Origin of the sequence: Bacillus sp. BB51/4 (assembly GCF_008368845.1) — a bacterium.
Taxonomy (GTDB): Bacteria; Bacillota; Bacilli; order Bacillales; family Bacillaceae_G; genus Bacillus_A; species Bacillus_A wiedmannii.
The window spans coordinates 98866-119411 of record NZ_QOSC01000024.1 but is presented as its reverse complement, the minus strand read 5'-3'; the positions used below and the strand labels follow the sequence as shown (position 1 = coordinate 119411).

Below are 20546 nucleotides of genomic sequence, written 5' to 3'. Positions count from 1 at the left end.
GTTTGCCAAGTTTTTTATGCATGGGTGAGTTGATTCATCTAACTTACTATGATATAATCTAAACTCGTGAGTAATTACTATAAATTAATTGCTCCTTGCCCATTATGGGCCGTTTAGACCAAAAGGAGGTGAAAGTGTAATGAGAAAGTACGAAATTATGTACATCATTCGTCCTGGCGTTGAAGAAGAAGCTCAAAAAGCTTTAGTTGAACGTTTCGCAGGTGTTTTAACAAACAATGGTGCAGAAATCATTAACACGAAAGAGTGGGGTAAGCGTCGTTTAGCTTACGAAATCAACGACTTACGTGAAGGTTTCTACATGATCTTAAACGTGAACTCTAACGCAGAAGCGATTAACGAATTCGACCGTTTAGCTAAGATCAACGAAGACATCCTTCGTCATATCGTTGTTAAAGAAGAAGAAAAATAATTGATATATAAGGGAGAGTGGTTCGATTGATGAATCGTGTTATCCTCGTTGGTCGTTTAACTAAGGACCCTGACTTACGTTACACGCCCAATGGTGTTGCAGTAGCTACTTTTACGTTAGCTGTGAATCGCGCATTTGCGAATCAACAAGGTGAGCGTGAAGCTGACTTTATTAATTGTGTAATATGGCGTAAACAAGCAGAAAACGTAGCAAATTATTTGAAAAAAGGTAGCTTAGCAGGCGTAGATGGACGTCTTCAAACTCGTAATTACGATGGACAAGATGGTAAACGTGTATATGTAACAGAAGTTCTTGCGGAAAGCGTACAATTTTTAGAGCCGCGTAATGGCGGTGGGGAGCAACGTGGTTCATTTAATCAGCAACCATCAGGAGCTGGTTTCGGTAACCAAAGCTCTAACCCATTTGGTCAATCTAGTAATTCAGGTAACCAAGGTAACCAAGGTAACCAAGGTAACCAAGGTAACCAAGGTAACCAAGGTAACTCTGGATTTACGAAGAATGACGATCCATTTTCAAATGTAGGTCAACCGATCGACATTTCCGACGACGATTTACCGTTCTAATACAGTAAATTAGTTAGTTTTAACAAAGAATGGAGGGAATAGACATGGCAGGACGCAAAGGTGGACGTGCGAAACGTCGTAAGGTGTGTTTCTTCACATCTAACGGCATCACTCGCATTGACTATAAAGATGTTGATTTATTAAAACGTTTCGTTTCTGAGCGTGGTAAAATTTTACCTCGTCGTGTAACAGGAACAAGCGCAAAATACCAACGCAAACTTACAGTTGCAATTAAACGTGCTCGTCAAATGGCACTTTTACCATATGTTGGTGAATAATAGCGTATGAAATGCACAGTAGAGTAGGACTCTACTGTGCATTTTGCTATGCTTTTCTTTTTTGAAAGAGAGGTTAGATAATGAAGAATACGAAATTTATTACTGAGGGTGCAGCGTTGCTAGCGATATATGCAATGTTATTGCTTATATCTATGTATGTTCCAATTTTAGGTAGAGTTGTAACGTTTGCGTTGCCATTGCCGTTTATATTGCTAATGATAAGATATAGATTATCTAACGCCTTTGTAATTTTTACGGCGGCATTTTTAATTGCTGTTATTTTAGGTCAACCGATAGGTCTAATAAAGACGGTCGTGTTTGGGGTTATGGGTATTGTTTTAGGATACATGTATAAACAGCAAAGAAAGCCGTTGGAAATTTTGATAACAGGTTCACTTGCATACTTAGTTGGTATTATGCTCATTTATGTTGCGAGTATAAAGTTTTTTAACATAGATTTCATAAAGCAAATGCAAAATATGTTTAATGAAAGTGTAGTGCAAAGTGAAAAGATAGCAAGTGCTGCCGGTATGCCGGTTAGTAAAGAACAAAAAGAGTTACTTGCACAAATGAATGATATATTACAAACGATATTCCCGAGTATATTTGTAATGGCTTCTGTATGTCTTTCTTGGATTACAGTTATGATATCAGGTAGTGTTTTGAGAAAACTAAAGCATGACGTTAAACCTTGGCCTAAATTTAAAGATATACAATTACCAAAGAGTATTGTTTGGTATTACGTTATATTTATTTTGCTATCAACGTTTATAAAAGTAGAACCGACATCATATTTACATATGGTATTTTCTAACCTATATGTCATATTTGCTTTACTACTAGTACTACAAGGTCTGACATTTATCGCTTTTCTAGCGCATAGCAAAGGTTTTACGAAAGGGATTCCTATTATTAGTTTTATTGTCTGCATGTTTATACCGATGTTGTTTCCTCTTGTGACAATCTTAGGTATAATTGATTTAGGGATTTCATTGCGTTCTAAAATAGGAGGATAAAGTAATATTCCTTATACTATTTTAATCTGTTTAACTAACTGGAAGGTGAGTTAGTTTTACTTTATAGGAGTTGTATACATGCCTGAATTTTATAAGAAACAGTGGTTTTTATATCCTGTTTATGTATTGGCATTTTTCGTGTTTGTGCTCATTGCCATCCTCTGTTATTTTCATTTAATTATGGGGATATCCACCTTTTTTATTTTTTGCATTGTACTTTTTGTTGTTATACGCTTTGAACTGACCTTTCAAAGGAATTTCGAAAAGTATACGACAGATATGATTACAAGAGTAAAGAAAGTGAGTAATGAAGCATTTAACCAAATGCCGATTGGTATTTTGTTATACAATAAGGATTATGGGATTGATTGGGCGAATCCTTATTTATCTTCATGTCTAGGACAGCATGCGTTAGCTGGATGGCACCTTTATGATGTATCAGAAACGTTGCTTCTTTTTATTAAGGGAGAAACTTCCGACGATATAGTCTCTTTAAATAACCGAAAGTTTCGCGTTTTTGTAAGGAAAGAAGAAAAGTTAATTTACTTCTTTGATGTAACGGAACAAACAGAGATTGAAAAGATGTACGAGGATCAACGGACTGTTTTGGCTGTCATTTATTTAGATAATTATGATGAAGTTACACAGGGGTTAGATGATCAATTACGTACGAATATCACAAGTCTTGTAACATCACGACTAAATGAATGGGCCGTTAAGTATGGAGCATATTTAAAACGTGCATCTTCAGAAAGATTCTTCGTTGTACTAAATGAGAGTATTTTAGCACAGATGGAGAAAGGGAAATTTAGCATTTTAGATCAGGTGCGTGAAGAAACATCCAAAAGGAATATACCACTCACCTTAAGTGTAGGTGTTGGATCAGGTGATTTACCTTTATCAGAGCTTGGGGCAATGGCTCAGTCCGGTTTAGACCTTGCGCTTGGCCGTGGTGGAGATCAAGTAGCTATTAAACAAGCGACAGGTAAAGTTAAGTTTTATGGTGGTAAGACGAATCCAGTTGAAAAACGTACTCGTGTACGTGCCAGAGTTATTTCGCATGCATTAAAGGATTTAGTATTAGAAAGTAGTAATGTCATTATAATGGGGCATAGGGCTCCTGATATGGACGCAATTGGTGCTGCGATTGGTATTTTAAAGGTAGCGCAATTAAATGAGCGCAAAGGATATATTGTGTTAGATGAAAATGATTCTGATAAGGGAATTAAGCGTTTAATGGATAAAGTGAAACAAAACGAAGAGTTATGGTCTCACTTTATTACCCCAGGACAAGCGATGGAATTTGCAAATGATGATTCATTACTTGTTGTTGTTGATACGCATAAACCTTCAATGGTGATGGAAGAAAAGTTGTTACATAAAATTGAAAATGTAGTTGTTATTGACCATCATCGCCGGGGAGAAGATTTTATTGAAGATCCATTGCTTGTTTACATGGAGCCATACGCTTCTTCTACGGCAGAACTTGTTACAGAATTACTTGAGTACCAACCGAAAAATTTAAAAATGACAATGTTAGAAGCAACGGCATTGTTAGCAGGTATTATTGTTGATACGAAAAGCTTTACATTCCGGACGGGTGCTCGTACGTTTGATGCCGCTTCTTATTTACGCTCACATGGTGCAGATACTGTACTTGTACAAGAGCTTTTAAAAGAAGATATGGATCAGTATTTACGGGTTGCAAAAGCTATTAAAAATGCGTACATTTATACAAATGGAATTGCGATTGCAAAAGTTGATAGTGATGATTACTACGATCAAGTGCTTATTGCGCAATCAGCGGACACATTATTAACAATGACAGGAATTATTGCATCATTTGTTATTGCAAAACGTGGCGAGAATTTCATTGGAATTAGCGGCAGGTCTTTAGGTGAAGTGAACGTGCAGCTAATTATGGAAAATTTAGGCGGTGGTGGGCATTTAACGAATGCAGCCACACAAATGAAAAATGTTACAGTAGATGAAGCTGAGGAGAAGCTTCGATTTGTTATTGATGACTATTTACAGGGAGGCACACAATCATGAAAGTAATTTTTCTAAAAGACGTAAAAGGTAAAGGGAAAAAAGGAGAAATAAAAAACGTACCAGATGGCTATGCAAATAACTTCTTACTAAAACAAGGATTAGCTGCTGAAGCGACAAATAGTAGTATGAAAACTTTAGAAGCTCAAAAGCGAAAAGAAGAAAAAGATGCAGCAGCAGAGGTTGAAAATGCAAAAGAGTTGAAAGAAACGTTAGAGAAACTAACTGTAGAAGTAAAGGCGAAATCTGGAGAAGGTGGCCGTCTATTCGGTTCAATCACAAGTAAACAAATCGTAGATGCAATGCAAAAATCACATAAAATTAAACTTGATAAACGTAAATTTGAAATGGATGATGCAATTCGTGCATTAGGCTATACAAACGTTACTGTGAAGTTGCATCCGCAAGTAACAGCAACAGTAAAAGTTCATGTTAGTGAACAATAAAAATAAGTTAAGCAAGGAGGATTGCGTATGAGTGATGTAATGGCTGATCGTACCCCTCCGCATAATATAGAGGCTGAGCAGGCGGTTTTAGGGGCCATATTAATTGATCAAGATGCGTTAACGTCAGCATCGGAATTATTGGTACCTGACTCATTTTATCGAACGAAACATCAAAAGATTTTTGAAGTCATGCTTGGGTTATCTGATAAAGGAGAGCCGATTGACTTAGTAATAATGACGTCAGCAATGGCTGATCAAGGATTATTAGAAGAAGTTGGTGGGGTTTCTTACTTAGCAGAATTAGCAGAAGTTGTTCCAACCGCTGCTAACGTAGAATATTATGCACGAATCATCGCTGAAAAGGCGCTATTACGTCGTTTGATTCGAACAGCGACTCATATCGTGTCTGATGGGTATGAGAGAGAAGATGACGTGGATGGTCTTTTAAATGAGGCTGAGAAAAAAATATTAGAAGTATCTCACCAAACAAATGCAAAAGCATTCCAAAACATTAAAGATGTTCTTGTAGATGCTTACGATAAAATTGAACTTTTGCATAATCAAAAAGGTGAAGTTACTGGGATACCAACTGGATTTACAGAATTAGATAAGATGACCGCAGGTTTCCAGCGAAATGATTTAATCATCGTAGCGGCACGTCCATCAGTAGGGAAAACCGCATTTTCATTAAATATCGCACAAAACGTAGCGACGAAAACTGATGAAAATGTAGCGATTTTTAGTCTAGAGATGGGCTCTGATCAGCTTGTTATGCGTATGCTTTGTGCAGAAGGAAATATTGATGCGCAAAGACTGCGTACCGGTTCATTAACTTCTGATGATTGGGCAAAATTAACAATGGCGATGGGGAGCCTTTCTAATGCTGGTATCTATATTGATGATACACCGGGGATTAAAGTAAATGAGATTCGAGCGAAATGCCGTAGATTAAAGCAAGAACAAGGTCTAGGGATGGTTTTAATTGACTATTTACAGCTTATTCAAGGAAGCGGGAAATCAGGAGAAAACCGTCAGCAGGAAGTATCTGAGATTTCTCGTACATTAAAAGGGATTGCGCGTGAATTACAAGTGCCTGTTATTGCCTTGTCACAGTTATCTCGTGGTGTAGAATCTCGTCAAGATAAACGTCCGATGATGTCTGACATTCGTGAATCGGGAAGTATCGAGCAGGATGCTGATATTGTAGCCTTCTTATATCGTGAAGATTACTATGACCGAGAAACGGAAAATAAAAATACGATTGAAATTATTATTGCAAAGCAGCGTAACGGTCCCGTAGGCTCGGTAGAGCTCGCATTCGTTAAAGAGTTCAATAAGTTCGTTAACTTAGAACGTCGCTTCGAGGATGGACATGCGCCGCCTGCATAAAGATAGTATAAAAAAGAAATGCATTTCTTATAATAAGATGTGTTTCTTTTTTTTTATAGGAAAGATAAGGCTTTCATAGTGTGAAAATATAATTCTTACGAACGAAAATGTTTTTTAATAAAAAAATGTTCGCTTTTTGGTTGACTTCTTTTTCGGTTTTGGTACAATTATATTGTTTGAATAGATCGTTTGAAAATCGCGGAGGTGCTTTAATAATGTCTTCAGTAGTAGTTGTAGGAACACAATGGGGCGACGAAGGAAAAGGTAAAATCACTGATTTTCTTTCTGAGCATGCGGAAGTAGTTGCAAGATATCAAGGTGGAAATAACGCGGGACATACAATTGTTTTCGGCGGAGTTAAATATAAATTACACTTAATTCCATCTGGTATTTTCTATAAAGAGAAAATTTGTGTAATCGGAAATGGCTTAGTAGTAGATCCGAAAGCATTACTTGAAGAGTTAAAATACTTACACGATCGTGGTGTAAGTACTGACAATTTACGTGTAAGTAACCGTGCGCACGTTATTTTACCTTATCACTTAAAACAAGATGAATTAGAAGAAGCTAGTAAAGGTGATAACAAAATCGGTACAACGAAAAAAGGTATCGGTCCTGCATATATGGATAAAGCTGCTCGTATTGGTATTCGTATGGCTGATCTTTTAGACCGTGAAGCATTTAAAGAAAAGCTTGAGCGCAATTTAGTAGAAAAAAATCGTTTATTTGAAAAAATGTACGATACAGAAGGTTTCAGTGTAGAAGAAATCTTCGAAGAGTACTTCGAGTACGGACAACAAATCGCGCAATATGTATGTGATACGTCTGTTGTATTAAATGATGCACTAGATAACAATCACCGTGTATTATTTGAAGGTGCACAAGGTGTTATGCTTGATATCGACCACGGTACGTACCCGTTCGTTACATCTTCTAACCCGATTGCTGGTGGTGTAACAGTTGGAACTGGAGTTGGTCCTGCGAAAGTTACTCGCGTTGTAGGTGTGTGTAAAGCATATACAAGTCGCGTAGGTGATGGTCCTTTCCCTACTGAGCTTCATGATGAAATTGGTCATCAAATTCGTGAAGTTGGTCGTGAGTATGGAACGACAACTGGTCGTCCACGCCGCGTAGGTTGGTTCGATAGCGTTGTTGTAAGACATGCACGTCGTGTTAGTGGTTTAACAGATTTATCATTAAATTCTATCGACGTTCTAACAGGTATTCCGACTCTTAAAATTTGCGTTGCTTACAAATACAATGGCGAAGTGATCGATGAAGTTCCAGCAAACTTAAACATTTTAGCGAAATGTGAGCCTGTATACGAAGAGCTTCCAGGTTGGACAGAAGATATTACTGGTGTAAAATCATTAGACGAGCTTCCTGAAAATGCACGAAAATATGTAGAACGTGTTTCTGAGTTAACAGGAATTCAATTATCTATGTTCTCAGTTGGACCAGATCGTAACCAAACAAATATTGTTCGTAACGTATACGAAGCTTAATTGATATTTTTGAGAAAAAACTCATGTCCGCATGAGTTTTTTCTTATCTTTTATAAAAAAATAAAAAAAGGTATTGCAAAAAACAAAGAAAACATGTTATGATACATCTTGTCGTCACGAAAATATGACGTTGGTGAGTATGAGCCATTAGCTCAGTTGGTAGAGCATCTGACTTTTAATCAGAGGGTCGAAGGTTCGAATCCTTCATGGCTCACCATTTTATTTTTCGTGGCCCGTTGGTCAAGTGGTTAAGACACCGCCCTTTCACGGCGGTAACACGGGTTCGAATCCCGTACGGGTCATGTTTTTTTTCTGTTCATTTTTGGTCCCGTGGTGTAGTGGTTAACATGCCTGCCTGTCACGCAGGAGATCGCCGGTTCGACCCCGGTCGGGACCGCCACTTTTGTTTATACCACCATTAGTGGTTTTATATATAGTTTTGGCTCGGTAGCTCAGTCGGTAGAGCAGAGGACTGAAAATCCTCGTGTCGGCGGTTCGATTCCGTCCCGAGCCACTCTCAGGATATTAAGTGGGCCCACTTAATATCCTTTTTATTTTGTCCAGTTTTACAAATGTGGGTAGTTATTTTACAATAGAATGAGGAGCCTCTAGCAGTTGAAGCTAGAGGTTTTTCTATAGATCGTATAGGATTCTGTGTAAAAGTGGATCATACATGAGTCTGTGAGAATAGAGGAGAAAGTACTTAAGCAAAAGATGCGGTCATATAGGGACATACTATGTAGACATCAATGTGTTTAGGGATATTGACCATATTTTTACCCGCTATTTGCCGGGTAGGAAGACCGCACCCAAAAATTCAGCGAAGGTAAAGAAGTTAGGTGTGGGATCAACGGCCCGTAAATGCCCGATTGGTTCAACTAATAATCGGTGTGGGATGAAGAAAACCCCCACCGATTAAAGTTTCACTTTATAAGGAGGAAATAGACGATGATGGGAAAGAAAATTTTAGTAGTTGATGATGAAAAGCCGATTGCGGATATTTTGAAGTTCAACCTAGAAAAAGAAGGTTTTGAAATTGTAATGGCGCATGATGGTGATGAAGCGATTGAAAAAGCGAATGAAGAGCAGCCAGATATGGTTTTATTAGATATTATGCTACCAGGTAAGGATGGCTTAGAGGTTTGCCGTGAAATACGTAAAAGCTCAGAAATGCCGATTATTATGCTTACAGCAAAGGACTCTGAAATTGATAAAGTATTAGGGCTTGAGCTTGGAGCAGATGATTATGTAACGAAGCCATTTAGTACGAGGGAATTACTTGCTCGTGTGAAGGCGAATTTACGTCGCCATCAACAAGGTGGTGCTGCAGAAAAAGAAGAAAATACGGAAATGGTTATTGGACCAATCGTTATCAATTCAAATGCGTATAGTGTAACGAAACGTGAGGAAAATATTGAACTTACACATCGTGAATTTGAGCTACTACATTATTTAGCCAAACATTTAGGACAAGTTATGACTCGTGAACATTTATTGCAAACAGTTTGGGGTTATGACTATTTTGGAGATGTACGTACAGTGGATGTAACAGTGCGTCGTTTACGTGAAAAAATTGAAGATAATCCAAGTCATCCTACTTTAATTGTAACTAGACGTGGAGTAGGGTATTACTTGCGTGACCCAGAGCAGGAATAGTATATGAAGAAAGTTGGTTTTTTTCAATCTATTCATTTAAAATTTGTACTCATATATATGCTATTAATATTGATAGCTATGCAGGTTATTGGGGTATATTTTGTAAGAGAGTTAGAAAAGAGTCTTGTACAAGGCTTTAGAGATTCTTTAACGCAGCAAACGAACCTATTATCATATAACCTGAAACAAGAGTTTAAAAAAAGTTATACAAAAGCAGAAACAGAATCAACAGATGAAACGATTAAAACTTCAATTCGAAAATTTGCCTCTGATCGAAAGAAAGATATCCAAGAGGTAAGTGTATTTGATTCGCATAGAAAGTTACTCGCTATTTCAGATGAGTCAAAGCAAAACAAGGTAAATAGAACATCAACTGATATAGCTGTTCAGCGGGTATTGGTACAAAAAAAGCCAGAAGTGAAAATTGAGAAAGATGGTCGTACAGGCCATCGTGTACAAGTTATGCTTACTCCTATTCTAGATGATAACGGCAAGGATGCACTTGGTGTTATTTACATTGTTGCATCTATGGAAGATGTTTATAAACAGATGAAGGATATTAATCAAATTTTTGCGACTGGAACCGTTATTGCATTACTCGTAACAGCTGTACTTGGAATTTTGTTAGCTCAAACGATTACGAGACCAATCTCAGATATGCGAAGACAAGCGATTGAAATGGCAAAAGGAAACTATTCAAGAAAAGTAAAAGTGCATAGCCATGATGAAATTGGACAATTAGCATTATCTTTCAATAATTTATCAAAAAAATTACAACAAGCTCGTTCTTCAACGGAAAGTGAAAGACGTAAATTATCATCTGTTTTATCACATATGACAGATGGAGTAATTGCTACTGACCGAAAAGGGGACATTATTTTATTAAATGATCCTGCGGAAAAGATGCTAAATGTTTCGCGTGAAACGGCGCTCGATCAATCTGTTTTAGAAGTATTAGGGATACAAGAAGAATTTACGCTCGATCATTTATACGAAGAGCCTGATTCCGTTTTATTAGATTTTAGTACGAGAAATGAGCCATATATTTTACGTGCTAGTTTCTCTGTTATTCAAAAAGAGACAGGGAAAGCAAATGGTTTAATTGCTGTATTATATGATGTAACTGAGCAGGAGCGTATAGAAAGGGAACGCCGTGAGTTTGTGGCAAACGTTTCCCATGAATTAAGAACGCCATTAACAACGATGCGTAGTTACTTAGAGGCACTTACGGACGGCGCGTGGCAAGATCCGAATATTGCACCGCAATTTTTAACAGTTACACAAGAAGAAACAGAGAGAATGATTAGACTTGTAAATGCGTTATTGCAACTTTCTAAACTTGATAGTACAGAACATCGTTTAATGAAAGAATGGGTCGACTTTACTGACTTCTTTAATAACATTATTGATCGTTTTGAAATGTCTAAAGAGCAAAACGTAAGTTTCAAACGATCTTTCTCTAAGAAATCCCGATTTATTGATATGGATACGGATAAAATTACGCAAGTTTTGTATAACATTATTTCGAATGCATTAAAGTATTCACCAGAAGGTGGAACAGTAACATATCGCTTACGTGATCGAGGGGAATTATTAGAGATTAGTGTAAGTGACCAAGGAATGGGTATTCCAAAAGAAAACGTCGATAAAATCTTTGAACGTTTTTATCGCGTAGATAAAGCACGTTCAAGACAAATGGGTGGTACAGGACTTGGATTAGCAATTGCGAAAGAAATGATTGAGGCACATGGTGGCTCGATTTGGGCGAAGAGTGAGGAAGGAAAAGGGACAACTATTTACTTCACATTGCCAATGGCAGCGGATGAAGAGGACGATTGGGAATGAGTATGGAAAATGTTAAAACGATAGTTTTAATTAATTTAGTTGTAATTAGCCTATTTCTTACTTTTAACTTATGGACGTATGTGCCAGATTCCACGTCTATGCAAAACGCAAAATTTGTGCAGGGGAATGAAGGAATTACTCAAACTAAAATCGCTGATGTTGTCCGCCCTACTTCTATCATCGTGCATAAAGATAAAAATCATTACGGGAGCAAAAGAGAGGGCGATATAGAATCAATCTATAAACCTTTGGAAGCAGGGGAATTACATGATTTCAAAGAGATATCGATTGCTAAGGCTGATTTCCTTTCTTATGTGCATGGTGAAGGGAAAATGGAACTTGTTTTTCCTACCAACATCCCATTTGATGCAGTTAAATCTATGTTTAATATGAAAGAAAAAAGTATAGATAAGCCTAAACATTTTAATCGAATTATTCTTGACCCTTCTAGAAGTAGGGATCAAGAAATTAAAATTAATTTTGTTTCTGATGGCGATAACTCTAGAATATATGAAGCAAAATTAAGTGGTGTGTATTTAAAAGATATTGTAAATGCACAAAATCAATTTATAGTATCGGCAAAACCTTATTTTGACTATCAAATTAATGATATGAAAAAGCTATTTTTACCAGATGGAACGACAGAATTGAGTAATATAACATATATTTCATCTAATTTAGCGGTCGACACATTTAAGAATGCTCTTTTTAGTGACCCACGTTATTTAAGCCCTATTACCGAGAAATCGAAAGAAACATTTACAGATGGTATTAGGTCCATGGAGATTGAAAATGATCGTCATATGCTAAAGTATAAAAATTCTTCTGTTTCAAGTGAGAAAACGACAGATAATTTAATGCTTTTACAAAAAAGCTTTGATTTTGTAAATGGTCACAGTGGGAGTTTGGATTCATATCGTTTGGACTATATGAATAAAGGACAGACGGTATTCCGTTTACATGAAGATGGATATTCCGTATTTAATACAGATGGATTAGCTGAATTGAGACAAATATGGGGATCAGAAGAAGTAATGGAATATGAAAGACCGTTGTTGTCTTTAAATATGAAAGGTATAGAACAGAAGGTTACTCTTCCATCAGGTCACGTTGTAATAGCATCCTTAGAAAATAATGCCGCGGTAGATAAACGATTCATTAAAGACATTGGTATTGGATACAAATTATCACTAGATGGGCAAGTAGCTCGACTACAGCCAATTTGGTATGTAAAGTTTGTTGAAGATGAAGCGGGTAAACAAAAAATATATGAGTGGAGTGAGGGAGGACTAAATGGATTGGGATCGGATTAAAACCATATTTATTGTGACCTTTTTTGTTTTGGACCTCTTTCTCATTTTTCAATTCATTCAAAAGCAAGATAGTAATCAATTGGAGCTTATTGCAGAAACAAAGATAGATCAAGAATTAAAAGCAAACAAAATTACTATGGGTAATTTCCCTAAAGAACCGAAAAAAGAGTCATTTATTAGGGCGGAAACCAAGGCATTTAAAGAAGAAGATGTACAGTCTTTAAAGAGTCAAACGGCGCATATACAAAATATGTACAAAATAGAAAGTAAGCTAAAAGAGCCCTTTTTAAATACAAAATCATTATCCAAAGATAAGTATAGTGATTTTTTGAAGAACTATGTATTGGATGGACAAAAGTATGAGTTTGGGGCGATGAAAGACTCTAAAATTTACTTCTTCCAAAAATATAAAGATAAGCCTATTTTCTATAACGATCAGGCAATGATTGTTGTGGAATTAAATGAAAAAAATGAACTTGTGTCGTACACGCAGACGATGCTAACTGATTTAAAAGAAATGGGCGAAAGTGAAAAAACGAAACAGCAAGAAATTATTACTGCTCAAACAGCTTTAGAAAATCTGTATTTAAAAAATAAAGTTCATGGGAATACACATGTAAAAGAAGCACAAATTGGTTATGCCACCCTTACCGCATCTACTTCTAATAACCAAGTATTCGCTCCAACATGGAATTTAAAAACGGAGCAGAAGCAGGACTTCTTTGTAAATGCAATTGAAGGACAAGTTATGGAATTAGGGGAAAGGGAAAATCAAGTGGTTGATGAACATACTGGAGTGAGAAAGAATGGGGTTGCATTTTAGCGTACTTGCAAGTGGAAGTACAGGGAATATGCTATATGTAGGAACAGATGAAAAAAAATTACTCGTCGATGCAGGTTTAAGTGGTAAAGCAACAGAGGCTTTATTTAAACAGGCAGAACTAAATATAAATGATGTATCAGGTATTCTTGTAACACATGAACATAGTGACCATATTAAAGGGTTAGGTGTATTGGCACGTAAATATGATTTACCTGTTTATGCAAATGAGAAAACATGGAATGCAATGGAACATTTAATAGGAAATATCCCAACTGAGCAAAAGTTTATTTTCTCAGTTGGGGATGTGAAAACATTCGGTGATATTGAGGTCGAGTCATTTGGGGTTTCTCATGATGCGGCAGAGCCGATGTTCTATGCTTTTCATAACAATAATAGAAAGTTAGCCCTTATTACAGATACGGGATACGTGAGTGATCGTATGAAAGGTGTTATTAAGGGTGCTAATGCTTTCGTGTTTGAAAGTAATCATGACGTGGAAATGCTTCGTATGGGACGTTATCCATGGAGTATTAAGCGACGTATTTTAAGTGATGTGGGTCACGTTTGTAATGAGGACGCTGCATTAGCGATGGCGGATGTAATTACAGATGAGACAAAACATATTTATTTAGCCCATTTAAGTTTAGATAATAACATGAAAGAACTAGCACGTATGTCAGTATCACAAGTATTAGAGGAAAAAGGATTTGGAGTGGGAGAAGCCTTCGAAATTCATGATACAGATCCGAAAATGCCTACAAAAATTCAATACGTATAATTCTTCATTTTAGTAAACAATAAAGGTGAATATAGTTGTTTTCAGGAAGATGGGTGAACAAATATGTCCTTTATTGATGAAGAAAATTATCGTATGAAACGTGCAAGAAAAAAGAAGCATAAAGGTATTGTTATTTCTAGTATAGCAGGAACAATTGTAGGAGCTTCGTTATTTGCATTTGGAGCTCCTTTATTTGCGAATGATGCGGGGGCGCTTCCGCAAGCTGAAGCAAGTGGAAGTAATATGGCTGAAGCTCAAGGAATTAAACAGATTAGCTTCGTTGATGCTGTTGATCGTGCGTCTGAAGCTGTTGTTGGCGTTATTAATATTCAAAGAGATAATTTTTCAGAGGCAGATTCAGAAGCTGGTACAGGATCGGGTGTAATTTATAAAAAGACAGATGGCCAAGCTTATATTGTAACGAATAATCATGTTGTCGCTGGAGCAAATCGTATTGAAGTAAGTTTAAGTGATGGTAAGAAGGTTCCTGGGAAAGTATTAGGAACCGATGTAGTCACAGATTTAGCTGTACTAGAAATAGATGCAAAGCATGTGAAAAAAATAATTGAAATTGGCGATTCTAATACTGTTCGTAGAGGGGAACCGGTCATTGCGATTGGAAACCCACTGGGGCTACAATTTTCTGGAACTGTCACACAAGGCATTATTTCGGCTAATGAACGTATTGTCCCTGTAGATTTAGATCAAGATGGACATTATGATTGGCAAGTAGAAGTATTGCAAACAGACGCAGCAATTAACCCAGGTAATAGTGGTGGTGCGCTTGTAAACGCGGCAGGTCAATTAATAGGTATTAACTCAATGAAAATTGCAGCAAAAGAAGTAGAAGGAATTGGACTAGCTATTCCAGTTACTAGAGCTGTTCCAATTATGAATGAATTAGAGAAGTACGGAAAAGTAAGGAGACCGTATGTTGGAATTGAACTTAGATCGTTAAATGAGATTCCAAATTACCATTGGTCAAAAACATTGCATTTACCAGGCAATGTAACAGAGGGAGTTTGCATTTTAGATGTGAAGAGTCCTTCGCCAGGTGTAGATGCTGGTTTACGAGAACACGATGTGATTGTAGCAGTAGATGGAAAACCGGTTCGCGATATTATCGGATTCCGTACGGCCTTATATGATAAAAAAATTAATGATAAAATGACTCTTACGTTTTATCGTGGTACAAAACGAGCAACAACAACGGTTAAACTAGGCATTCAAAAGTATTAAAAACAGGAGGGCCTACCTCCTGTTTTCTATTGTAGAAAAGTGAGGTGAAGAATATGAATTTACCTTGTTGTTTAGAACATGTTGAATTAGCTTTAGACATTATTGTGGATGAGTGTGAAGTTGCACCAGTTATCAACAGTGTGGATAACTCGGAAAAAGAGAAAAAAACATGTGAATTTTGTCAAAACGAGGCGACATATGTTGTATCGAACACAGATTCTCACACAATATGTGGGTAACAATTGTGGATATGTGGATAAGTTATGTGGATAACATGTTTGTAAGGTGGGGAATGAGTGTGAATATCTCGATTATTTCAATTGGGAAATTAAAAGAAAAATATTTAAAACAAGGTATAGCAGAATACTTAAAACGATTATCTGCATACGCAAAAGTAGAAGTAATTGAATTGCCAGATGAAAAGGCGCCAGAAAATTTAAGTGAAGCAGAAATGTTAATTGTAAAAGAAAAAGAAGGTATACGTATACTGGATAAAATTTCTGACGATACGCATGTCATTGCGTTAGCGATAGAAGGAAAGCAAAAATCATCAGAAGAATTTGCAATAAGCTTAGATCGTCTTGCTACATATGGAAAGAGTAAAGTTGCATTTGTAATTGGTGGATCACTTGGACTAAGTTCAGAAGTAATGAAGCGTTCAAACGAATCTCTTTCTTTTTCAAAGATGACATTACCACACCAATTAATGCGATTAGTATTGCTTGAGCAAGTGTATAGAGCGTTTCGTATTAATCGTGGAGAACCGTATCATAAATAAAATTACTTTTTGTATATAAAAAGACCATTGGAAAAAACCACCGATGGTCTTTTAAATATTAATAGGTAGTACGAAGGTTTCCTAAAATAAGTATGTTTCTATTTATAAAAAAGTGTGTTGTAATATGAAGAGGAAAAAGTATAAGTAGTCATAGAAGTGAGGAATTAAAGGTGAAGAAGTTTAAAAAGTTTTACTTGGAGATTACGAGTGTATGTAATCTTGCGTGCAGCTTTTGTCCGCCGACGGAAAGGCAGAAGCAATTCATTTCTGTGGAGGATTTTGCTAAAAGATTAGACCAAATTAAACCTCACACAGACTACATTTATTTGCACGTGAAGGGTGAGCCATTGCTCCATCCAAAAATAGATCAACTGTTAGATTTGAGCCATGAAAAAGGGTTTAAAGTTAATATTACAACGAACGGAACGTTAATTAATAAGAGAAGGCATAGACTGTTAAATAAGCCTGCTTTAAGACAAATGAATTTTTCACTGCACAGTTTTGATGGGCATCCAGGTTCGCAAGATAAAGAAGGTTATGTAAGGAGTATACTTTCCTTCATTAGAGAGGCGACAAGTCAATCGGATTTAATTGTTTCACTACGGTTATGGAATTTAACTCAGGATAATAAAACAAATGCTGAAATCCAGAAAAATAGAGATTTATTATCTATCATTGAAAATGAGTTTGGCCTATCTTATCAAATCGAAGAGAAGCTTACACCAGGAAAAGGTATAAAAATTGCGGAACGTGTCTTTATTAATCAAGACTATGAATTTCAGTGGCCGGCATTACATGAAGAAGAGGATGACGGAAAAGGATTCTGTCATGGTCTTCGAAATCAAGCTGGTATTTTAGCGAACGGAACGGTTATTCCTTGTTGTTTAGATGGTGAAGGGATTATTAACCTTGGGAATATTAATAATGACTCATTTTCTAACATTATAGAAGGTGAAAGAGCAACAAACATTGTCGATGGATTTTCGAAAAGAGTTGCAGTCGAAGAGCTATGTAGGAAATGTGGATACCGTAAAAGATTTGGAAAATAAATATGAAACAAGCCCTCATAAAGCGAGGGCTTATTTTTTATTCTTGATAAGAGCGTTCTAATTCATCAATTAAGGAACCGACGTAAGAAACAGCCCTGCGGATTGCATCTGGTTTTGACATATCGACTCCGGCATGTTTCATTAATTCAAGTGGTTTCATCGTACCACCAGCGCGAAGTACATCTAACCAGCGATCAACGGCAGGTTGTCCTTCCTCTTTAATCATTTGAGCTACCGCAGTAGATGCAGTGAGGCCTGCGGAATAGGTATAAGAATATAAGCCCATATAATAATGAGGTTGGCGCATCCAAGTTAAGCCAGCACCTTCGTCAATTTCTACAGAATCTCCCCAGAATGTCGAAAGTACATTTGTTTTTATTTCAGTTAAAGTTGTAGCTGTAAGTGCTTCTCCTTCTTCTGCTAGGGTATATACTCTTCTTTGATATTCTCCCTCAAGTAAGTGAGTAACAAAGTTATGATAATATGTGCCGAGTAGTTGCAGAATCACCCATCTGCGCATTCTCTTGTCGTCAGTAGTCGCTAATAAATGCTGGGCTAATAGTAATTCATTCATTGTAGATGGTGCTTCAACAAAGTACATAGATGGACGTACATTCATAATACGCTGGTTTTTATTTGCTAAATAAAAATGACCAGCATGGCCAAATTCATGTGCTAATGTGAAGCATCCACGCATCGTATTTTGCCATGTAATTAAAATGTATGGATGAGAACCATATGGGCTTGAACAAAATGCTCCGGTGGATTTGCCTACGTTATCTGCAAGATCCACCCATCTTTCTTTGAAACCTTTTTGGATAATGGAACTATATTCATCGCCTAACACCTTTAAAGAATCTTGAATTAATTTACCAGCCTCCTTGTATGTGATGGTTGGATTAAATTCGGGATCTAAAGGTGCATGTAAGTCGCAGAACAGCATTTGATCGAGTCCTAATACTTTCTTTTTTAAATCTGCAAAACGGCGCATATGAGGCGCTAATTCTTTATAAATAATATTAAGTTGATTGTTATACATTTCAAGTGGAACTTTTTGAGGTTCTAAAAGCATATGAGTAACAGATTCAAATTTGCGTAAACGAGAGAGTGTTACTTGTTTTTTTACTTCAGTAGCATATGTTGTTGCCACTGTATTCTTATATCGTTTCAAGGTGGAAACAAATGATGAGTATGCTTTTCTACGTATGTCTGCGCTTGGAGAGAACTCATATTTGCTTTCAAATAATGCAAATGATACAGGGAGTTCGTTTCCTTGTTCGTCTTGTATGGAGGTAAAATCCATATCGGCTAATTTAGTCATACCGTAAATTTTGTATGGAGAATTATGTACTTCGCCAAGTGCAGCAAGAGCTTCTTCTGTTTCAGGAGAGAGCGTGTGCTGCCTTTTTTGTAGGATGTCTAGTAATGATTTACGGAAAGGTTCGAGTTTTGTTTCTTCGTGTAAATACTTTTCAATTGTTCCTTCATCGAATGAGAGAATTTCATTATGGATAAAGGATAGTGCAGTATGTACTTTCGTCCATAAAGCAGCAATTTTGGAAGAGTTCGCTTGAATAACTGGATTTGTACGATCAGTTGATTCTTTTAAATTTGCATAGGAGTATAGTTTTGTTAACTTCATTAAAAGCTCTTCTTCTAAAAGTAGGCAATGTAATAAGGTAGTGGGGCTAGTGTGTAATTGTCCTTTAAACGCATCAAGTTTTTTTATATCGTCTGTTAATACACGTAATGCAGTTTCCCAATCTTTATCAGATTCGAATAAATCGGAGAGGTCCCATGTTAGTTCAGTAGGGACTTCTGTGCGAATATGTCGTTTCTCAATTACATTTTTCATTTGTTATATCCCCCTTATTATAAGTATCTAAAAATATGATACTAGAAAATTCAGTAAAATGAAAATAATTTACATTTCTATGTATGAAAAAGAAGGACAAGCATAAAAATGCTTGTCCTTCGAGTTAAATTTAAAAATTAATATACTTTATCACCGTTGAAAATAGAGTTTTTCACGACTACATAATCTACAGTACGAATTGAGTCTAATTTTGTTCCACCAGCGTAAGAGATAGAAGATTGAAGATCTTGTTCCATTTCGATTAAAGTATCTTCTAAAGAACCTTTATGCTCAACGAACATTTTCTTACCTTCAACGTTTTTCTTCTCACCTTTTTGGAATTCAGAAGCTGAACCGAAGTACTCTTTATAAAGTTTGCCGTCTTTTTCGATTGTTTCCCCTGGAGACTCTTCATGACCAGCGAATAGAGAACCGATCATAACCATAGTCGCCCCAAATCGAATAGATTTAGCTACGTCGCCGTGTGTACGAATACCACCGTCAGCGATAATTGGCTTACTTGCAGCTTTTGCACACCAGCGAAGTGCAGCTAGTTGCCAACCGCCAGTTCCAAAACCTGTTTTAATTTTAGTAATACAAACTTTACCAGGTCCAATACCAACTTTTGTTGCGTCAGCACCAGCGTTTTCTAATTCTCTTACCGCTTCTGGAGTTCCAACGTTTCCAGCGATAACGAAGCTTTCTGGTAAATGCTTCTTAATATGTTGAATCATGTTGATTACAGCATTAGAATGTCCGTGTGCAATATCAATCGTGATGTATTCAGGTGTAAGTTGCTCAGCAGCTAATTGTTGTACGAATTCATATTCGTCCTCTTTTACACCAACGCTAATAGAAGCGATTAATCCACGTGATTGCATATCTCTAATAAATGAGATACGTTTCTCTGGCTGGAAACGATGCATGATATAGAAGTAATTGTTTTCAGCTAAATAAGTTGCAATTCTTTCATCAATAATCGTTTGCATATTTGCAGGTACGACAGGTAATTTAAATTTATGTTTACCTAAAGTGACAGTTGTATCACATTCAGATCGACTGTTTACAATGCATTTTGCAGGAATTAATTGAATATCTTCATAGTCAAATACGTTTTCCATCATTTACACCCCTAAAATACGAATATTTTATTTCTATTAATTAAAAATGTTCGTCCATAGGATAATTTACATCATTTTTATGAAGAAGTCAAAGTATTTCTTAACATTTTTTTGAAAAACAGAGTATATATATGATGGAATAGTGTTAAAAGCGAATTTAAAACATTTTTCTATCCTTATTGTTCGTTTATTAGAATCTAGATAGGAGTGTTGTCAGTGATAACAACTATTTTATTGAAGGCAAACATTAAAAAGAAAAGGCATTATCATTTAGTTGAACATTAGATGGAATGACGGAGGTTATTTTTATTCTGAAATAATATTTCTAAAATTTTTTTCGGAATAAAGAAACCTTCTGTTTATTCCTATATAAAAAGATGAATCTTGCACGA

At 36.4% G+C, this 20546-nt stretch carries 19 protein-coding genes and 4 tRNA genes; 21 read left to right on the top strand and 2 right to left on the bottom strand.

The window, feature by feature from the left end; genetic code table 11:
- Positions 1-139 precede the first annotated feature (139 nt).
- The 21 genes from rpsF (at position 140) to DN392_RS27345 (ending at position 17178) form a co-directional block, all read left to right on the top strand.
- Positions 140-430 carry a 30S ribosomal protein S6 gene (gene rpsF, locus DN392_RS27445; protein WP_001233781.1) on the top strand — a complete coding sequence of 97 codons (291 nt, stop codon included), beginning with the start codon at positions 140-142 and terminating at the stop codon, positions 428-430.
- A gap of 26 nt (positions 431-456) precedes the next feature.
- Positions 457-1014, top strand: a complete 558-nt coding sequence (ssb, locus tag DN392_RS27440; protein ID WP_149238154.1) for a single-stranded DNA-binding protein — start codon at positions 457-459, stop codon at positions 1012-1014.
- Between the two features lie 44 nt (positions 1015-1058).
- Complete coding sequence (gene rpsR / locus DN392_RS27435) at positions 1059-1292, top strand: 30S ribosomal protein S18 (protein ID WP_000918874.1); 234 nt, start codon at positions 1059-1061, stop codon at positions 1290-1292.
- An 80-nt stretch (positions 1293-1372) separates the two neighbouring features.
- Positions 1373-2308 (top strand): YybS family protein, encoded by a 936-nt coding sequence (locus tag DN392_RS27430; protein ID WP_000799153.1) that lies wholly within the window; start codon positions 1373-1375, stop codon positions 2306-2308.
- A gap of 78 nt (positions 2309-2386) precedes the next feature.
- A complete protein-coding gene (locus tag DN392_RS27425) occupies positions 2387-4360 on the top strand; it encodes a DHH family phosphoesterase (RefSeq protein ID WP_001113891.1) in 1974 nt (657 codons plus the stop codon).
- Positions 4357-4803 (top strand): 50S ribosomal protein L9, encoded by a 447-nt coding sequence (gene rplI, locus DN392_RS27420; protein ID WP_000864225.1) that lies wholly within the window; start codon positions 4357-4359, stop codon positions 4801-4803. The genes DN392_RS27425 and rplI overlap by 4 nt, the downstream gene beginning before the upstream one ends.
- A gap of 27 nt (positions 4804-4830) precedes the next feature.
- Complete coding sequence (dnaB, locus tag DN392_RS27415) at positions 4831-6192, top strand: replicative DNA helicase (RefSeq protein ID WP_001286242.1); 1362 nt, start codon at positions 4831-4833, stop codon at positions 6190-6192.
- A gap of 215 nt (positions 6193-6407) precedes the next feature.
- Entirely contained in the window at positions 6408-7697 is a 1290-nt protein-coding gene (locus tag DN392_RS27410) for an adenylosuccinate synthase (protein WP_000100228.1), read from the top strand.
- Between the two features lie 141 nt (positions 7698-7838).
- Positions 7839-7914: transfer RNA gene (locus DN392_RS27405), tRNA-Lys, on the top strand.
- A 13-nt stretch (positions 7915-7927) separates the two neighbouring features.
- Positions 7928-7999 (top strand) — tRNA-Glu (locus DN392_RS27400).
- 22 nt (positions 8000-8021) lie between these two features.
- A tRNA-Asp gene (locus tag DN392_RS27395) sits at positions 8022-8097 on the top strand.
- A 41-nt stretch (positions 8098-8138) separates the two neighbouring features.
- Positions 8139-8211, top strand: a tRNA-Phe gene (locus tag DN392_RS27390).
- Positions 8212-8645: 434 nt separating this feature from the next.
- Positions 8646-9353 (top strand): cell wall metabolism DNA-binding response regulator WalR, encoded by a 708-nt coding sequence (gene walR / locus DN392_RS27385; protein WP_000971866.1) that lies wholly within the window; start codon positions 8646-8648, stop codon positions 9351-9353.
- Between the two features lie 3 nt (positions 9354-9356).
- Positions 9357-11198: a cell wall metabolism sensor histidine kinase WalK gene (walK, locus tag DN392_RS27380; protein ID WP_000755378.1), complete on the top strand. Its 1842-nt coding sequence runs from the start codon at positions 9357-9359 to the stop codon at positions 11196-11198.
- Positions 11195-12511 (top strand): YycH family regulatory protein, encoded by a 1317-nt coding sequence (locus DN392_RS27375; RefSeq protein WP_088321556.1) that lies wholly within the window; start codon positions 11195-11197, stop codon positions 12509-12511. The genes walK and DN392_RS27375 overlap by 4 nt, the downstream gene beginning before the upstream one ends.
- Entirely contained in the window at positions 12492-13334 is an 843-nt protein-coding gene (locus DN392_RS27370) for a two-component system regulatory protein YycI (protein ID WP_088321555.1), read from the top strand. The genes DN392_RS27375 and DN392_RS27370 overlap by 20 nt, the downstream gene beginning before the upstream one ends.
- Positions 13318-14112: an MBL fold metallo-hydrolase gene (locus DN392_RS27365; RefSeq protein ID WP_000522836.1), complete on the top strand. Its 795-nt coding sequence runs from the start codon at positions 13318-13320 to the stop codon at positions 14110-14112. Before DN392_RS27370 ends, DN392_RS27365 begins: the two co-directional genes overlap by 17 nt.
- Positions 14113-14175: 63 nt before the next feature.
- Positions 14176-15351 carry a S1C family serine protease gene (locus DN392_RS27360; protein ID WP_000008036.1) on the top strand — a complete coding sequence of 392 codons (1176 nt, stop codon included), beginning with the start codon at positions 14176-14178 and terminating at the stop codon, positions 15349-15351.
- A gap of 53 nt (positions 15352-15404) precedes the next feature.
- The gene (locus tag DN392_RS27355; RefSeq protein WP_001052833.1) at positions 15405-15590 is read left to right on the top strand and encodes a CxxH/CxxC protein; all 186 of its coding nucleotides are present in this window, start codon (positions 15405-15407) and stop codon (positions 15588-15590) included.
- Between the two features lie 59 nt (positions 15591-15649).
- Positions 15650-16129: a 23S rRNA (pseudouridine(1915)-N(3))-methyltransferase RlmH gene (gene rlmH / locus DN392_RS27350; protein WP_001027000.1), complete on the top strand. Its 480-nt coding sequence runs from the start codon at positions 15650-15652 to the stop codon at positions 16127-16129.
- Positions 16130-16299: 170 nt separating this feature from the next.
- Positions 16300-17178, top strand: a complete 879-nt coding sequence (locus tag DN392_RS27345; protein ID WP_000713629.1) for a radical SAM/SPASM domain-containing protein — start codon at positions 16300-16302, stop codon at positions 17176-17178.
- Positions 17179-17215: 37 nt separating this feature from the next.
- Here the strand turns inward: DN392_RS27345 and pepF are convergent, their stop codons facing one another.
- Both pepF and guaC read right to left on the bottom strand, forming a co-directional pair.
- The gene (pepF, locus tag DN392_RS27340) at positions 17216-19033 is read right to left on the bottom strand and encodes an oligoendopeptidase F (protein WP_000799996.1); all 1818 of its coding nucleotides are present in this window, start codon (positions 19031-19033) and stop codon (positions 17216-17218) included.
- Positions 19034-19170: 137 nt separating this feature from the next.
- Complete coding sequence (gene guaC / locus DN392_RS27335; protein ID WP_000432444.1) at positions 19171-20154, bottom strand: GMP reductase; 984 nt, start codon at positions 20152-20154, stop codon at positions 19171-19173.
- Between the last annotated feature and the right edge of the window lie 392 nt (positions 20155-20546).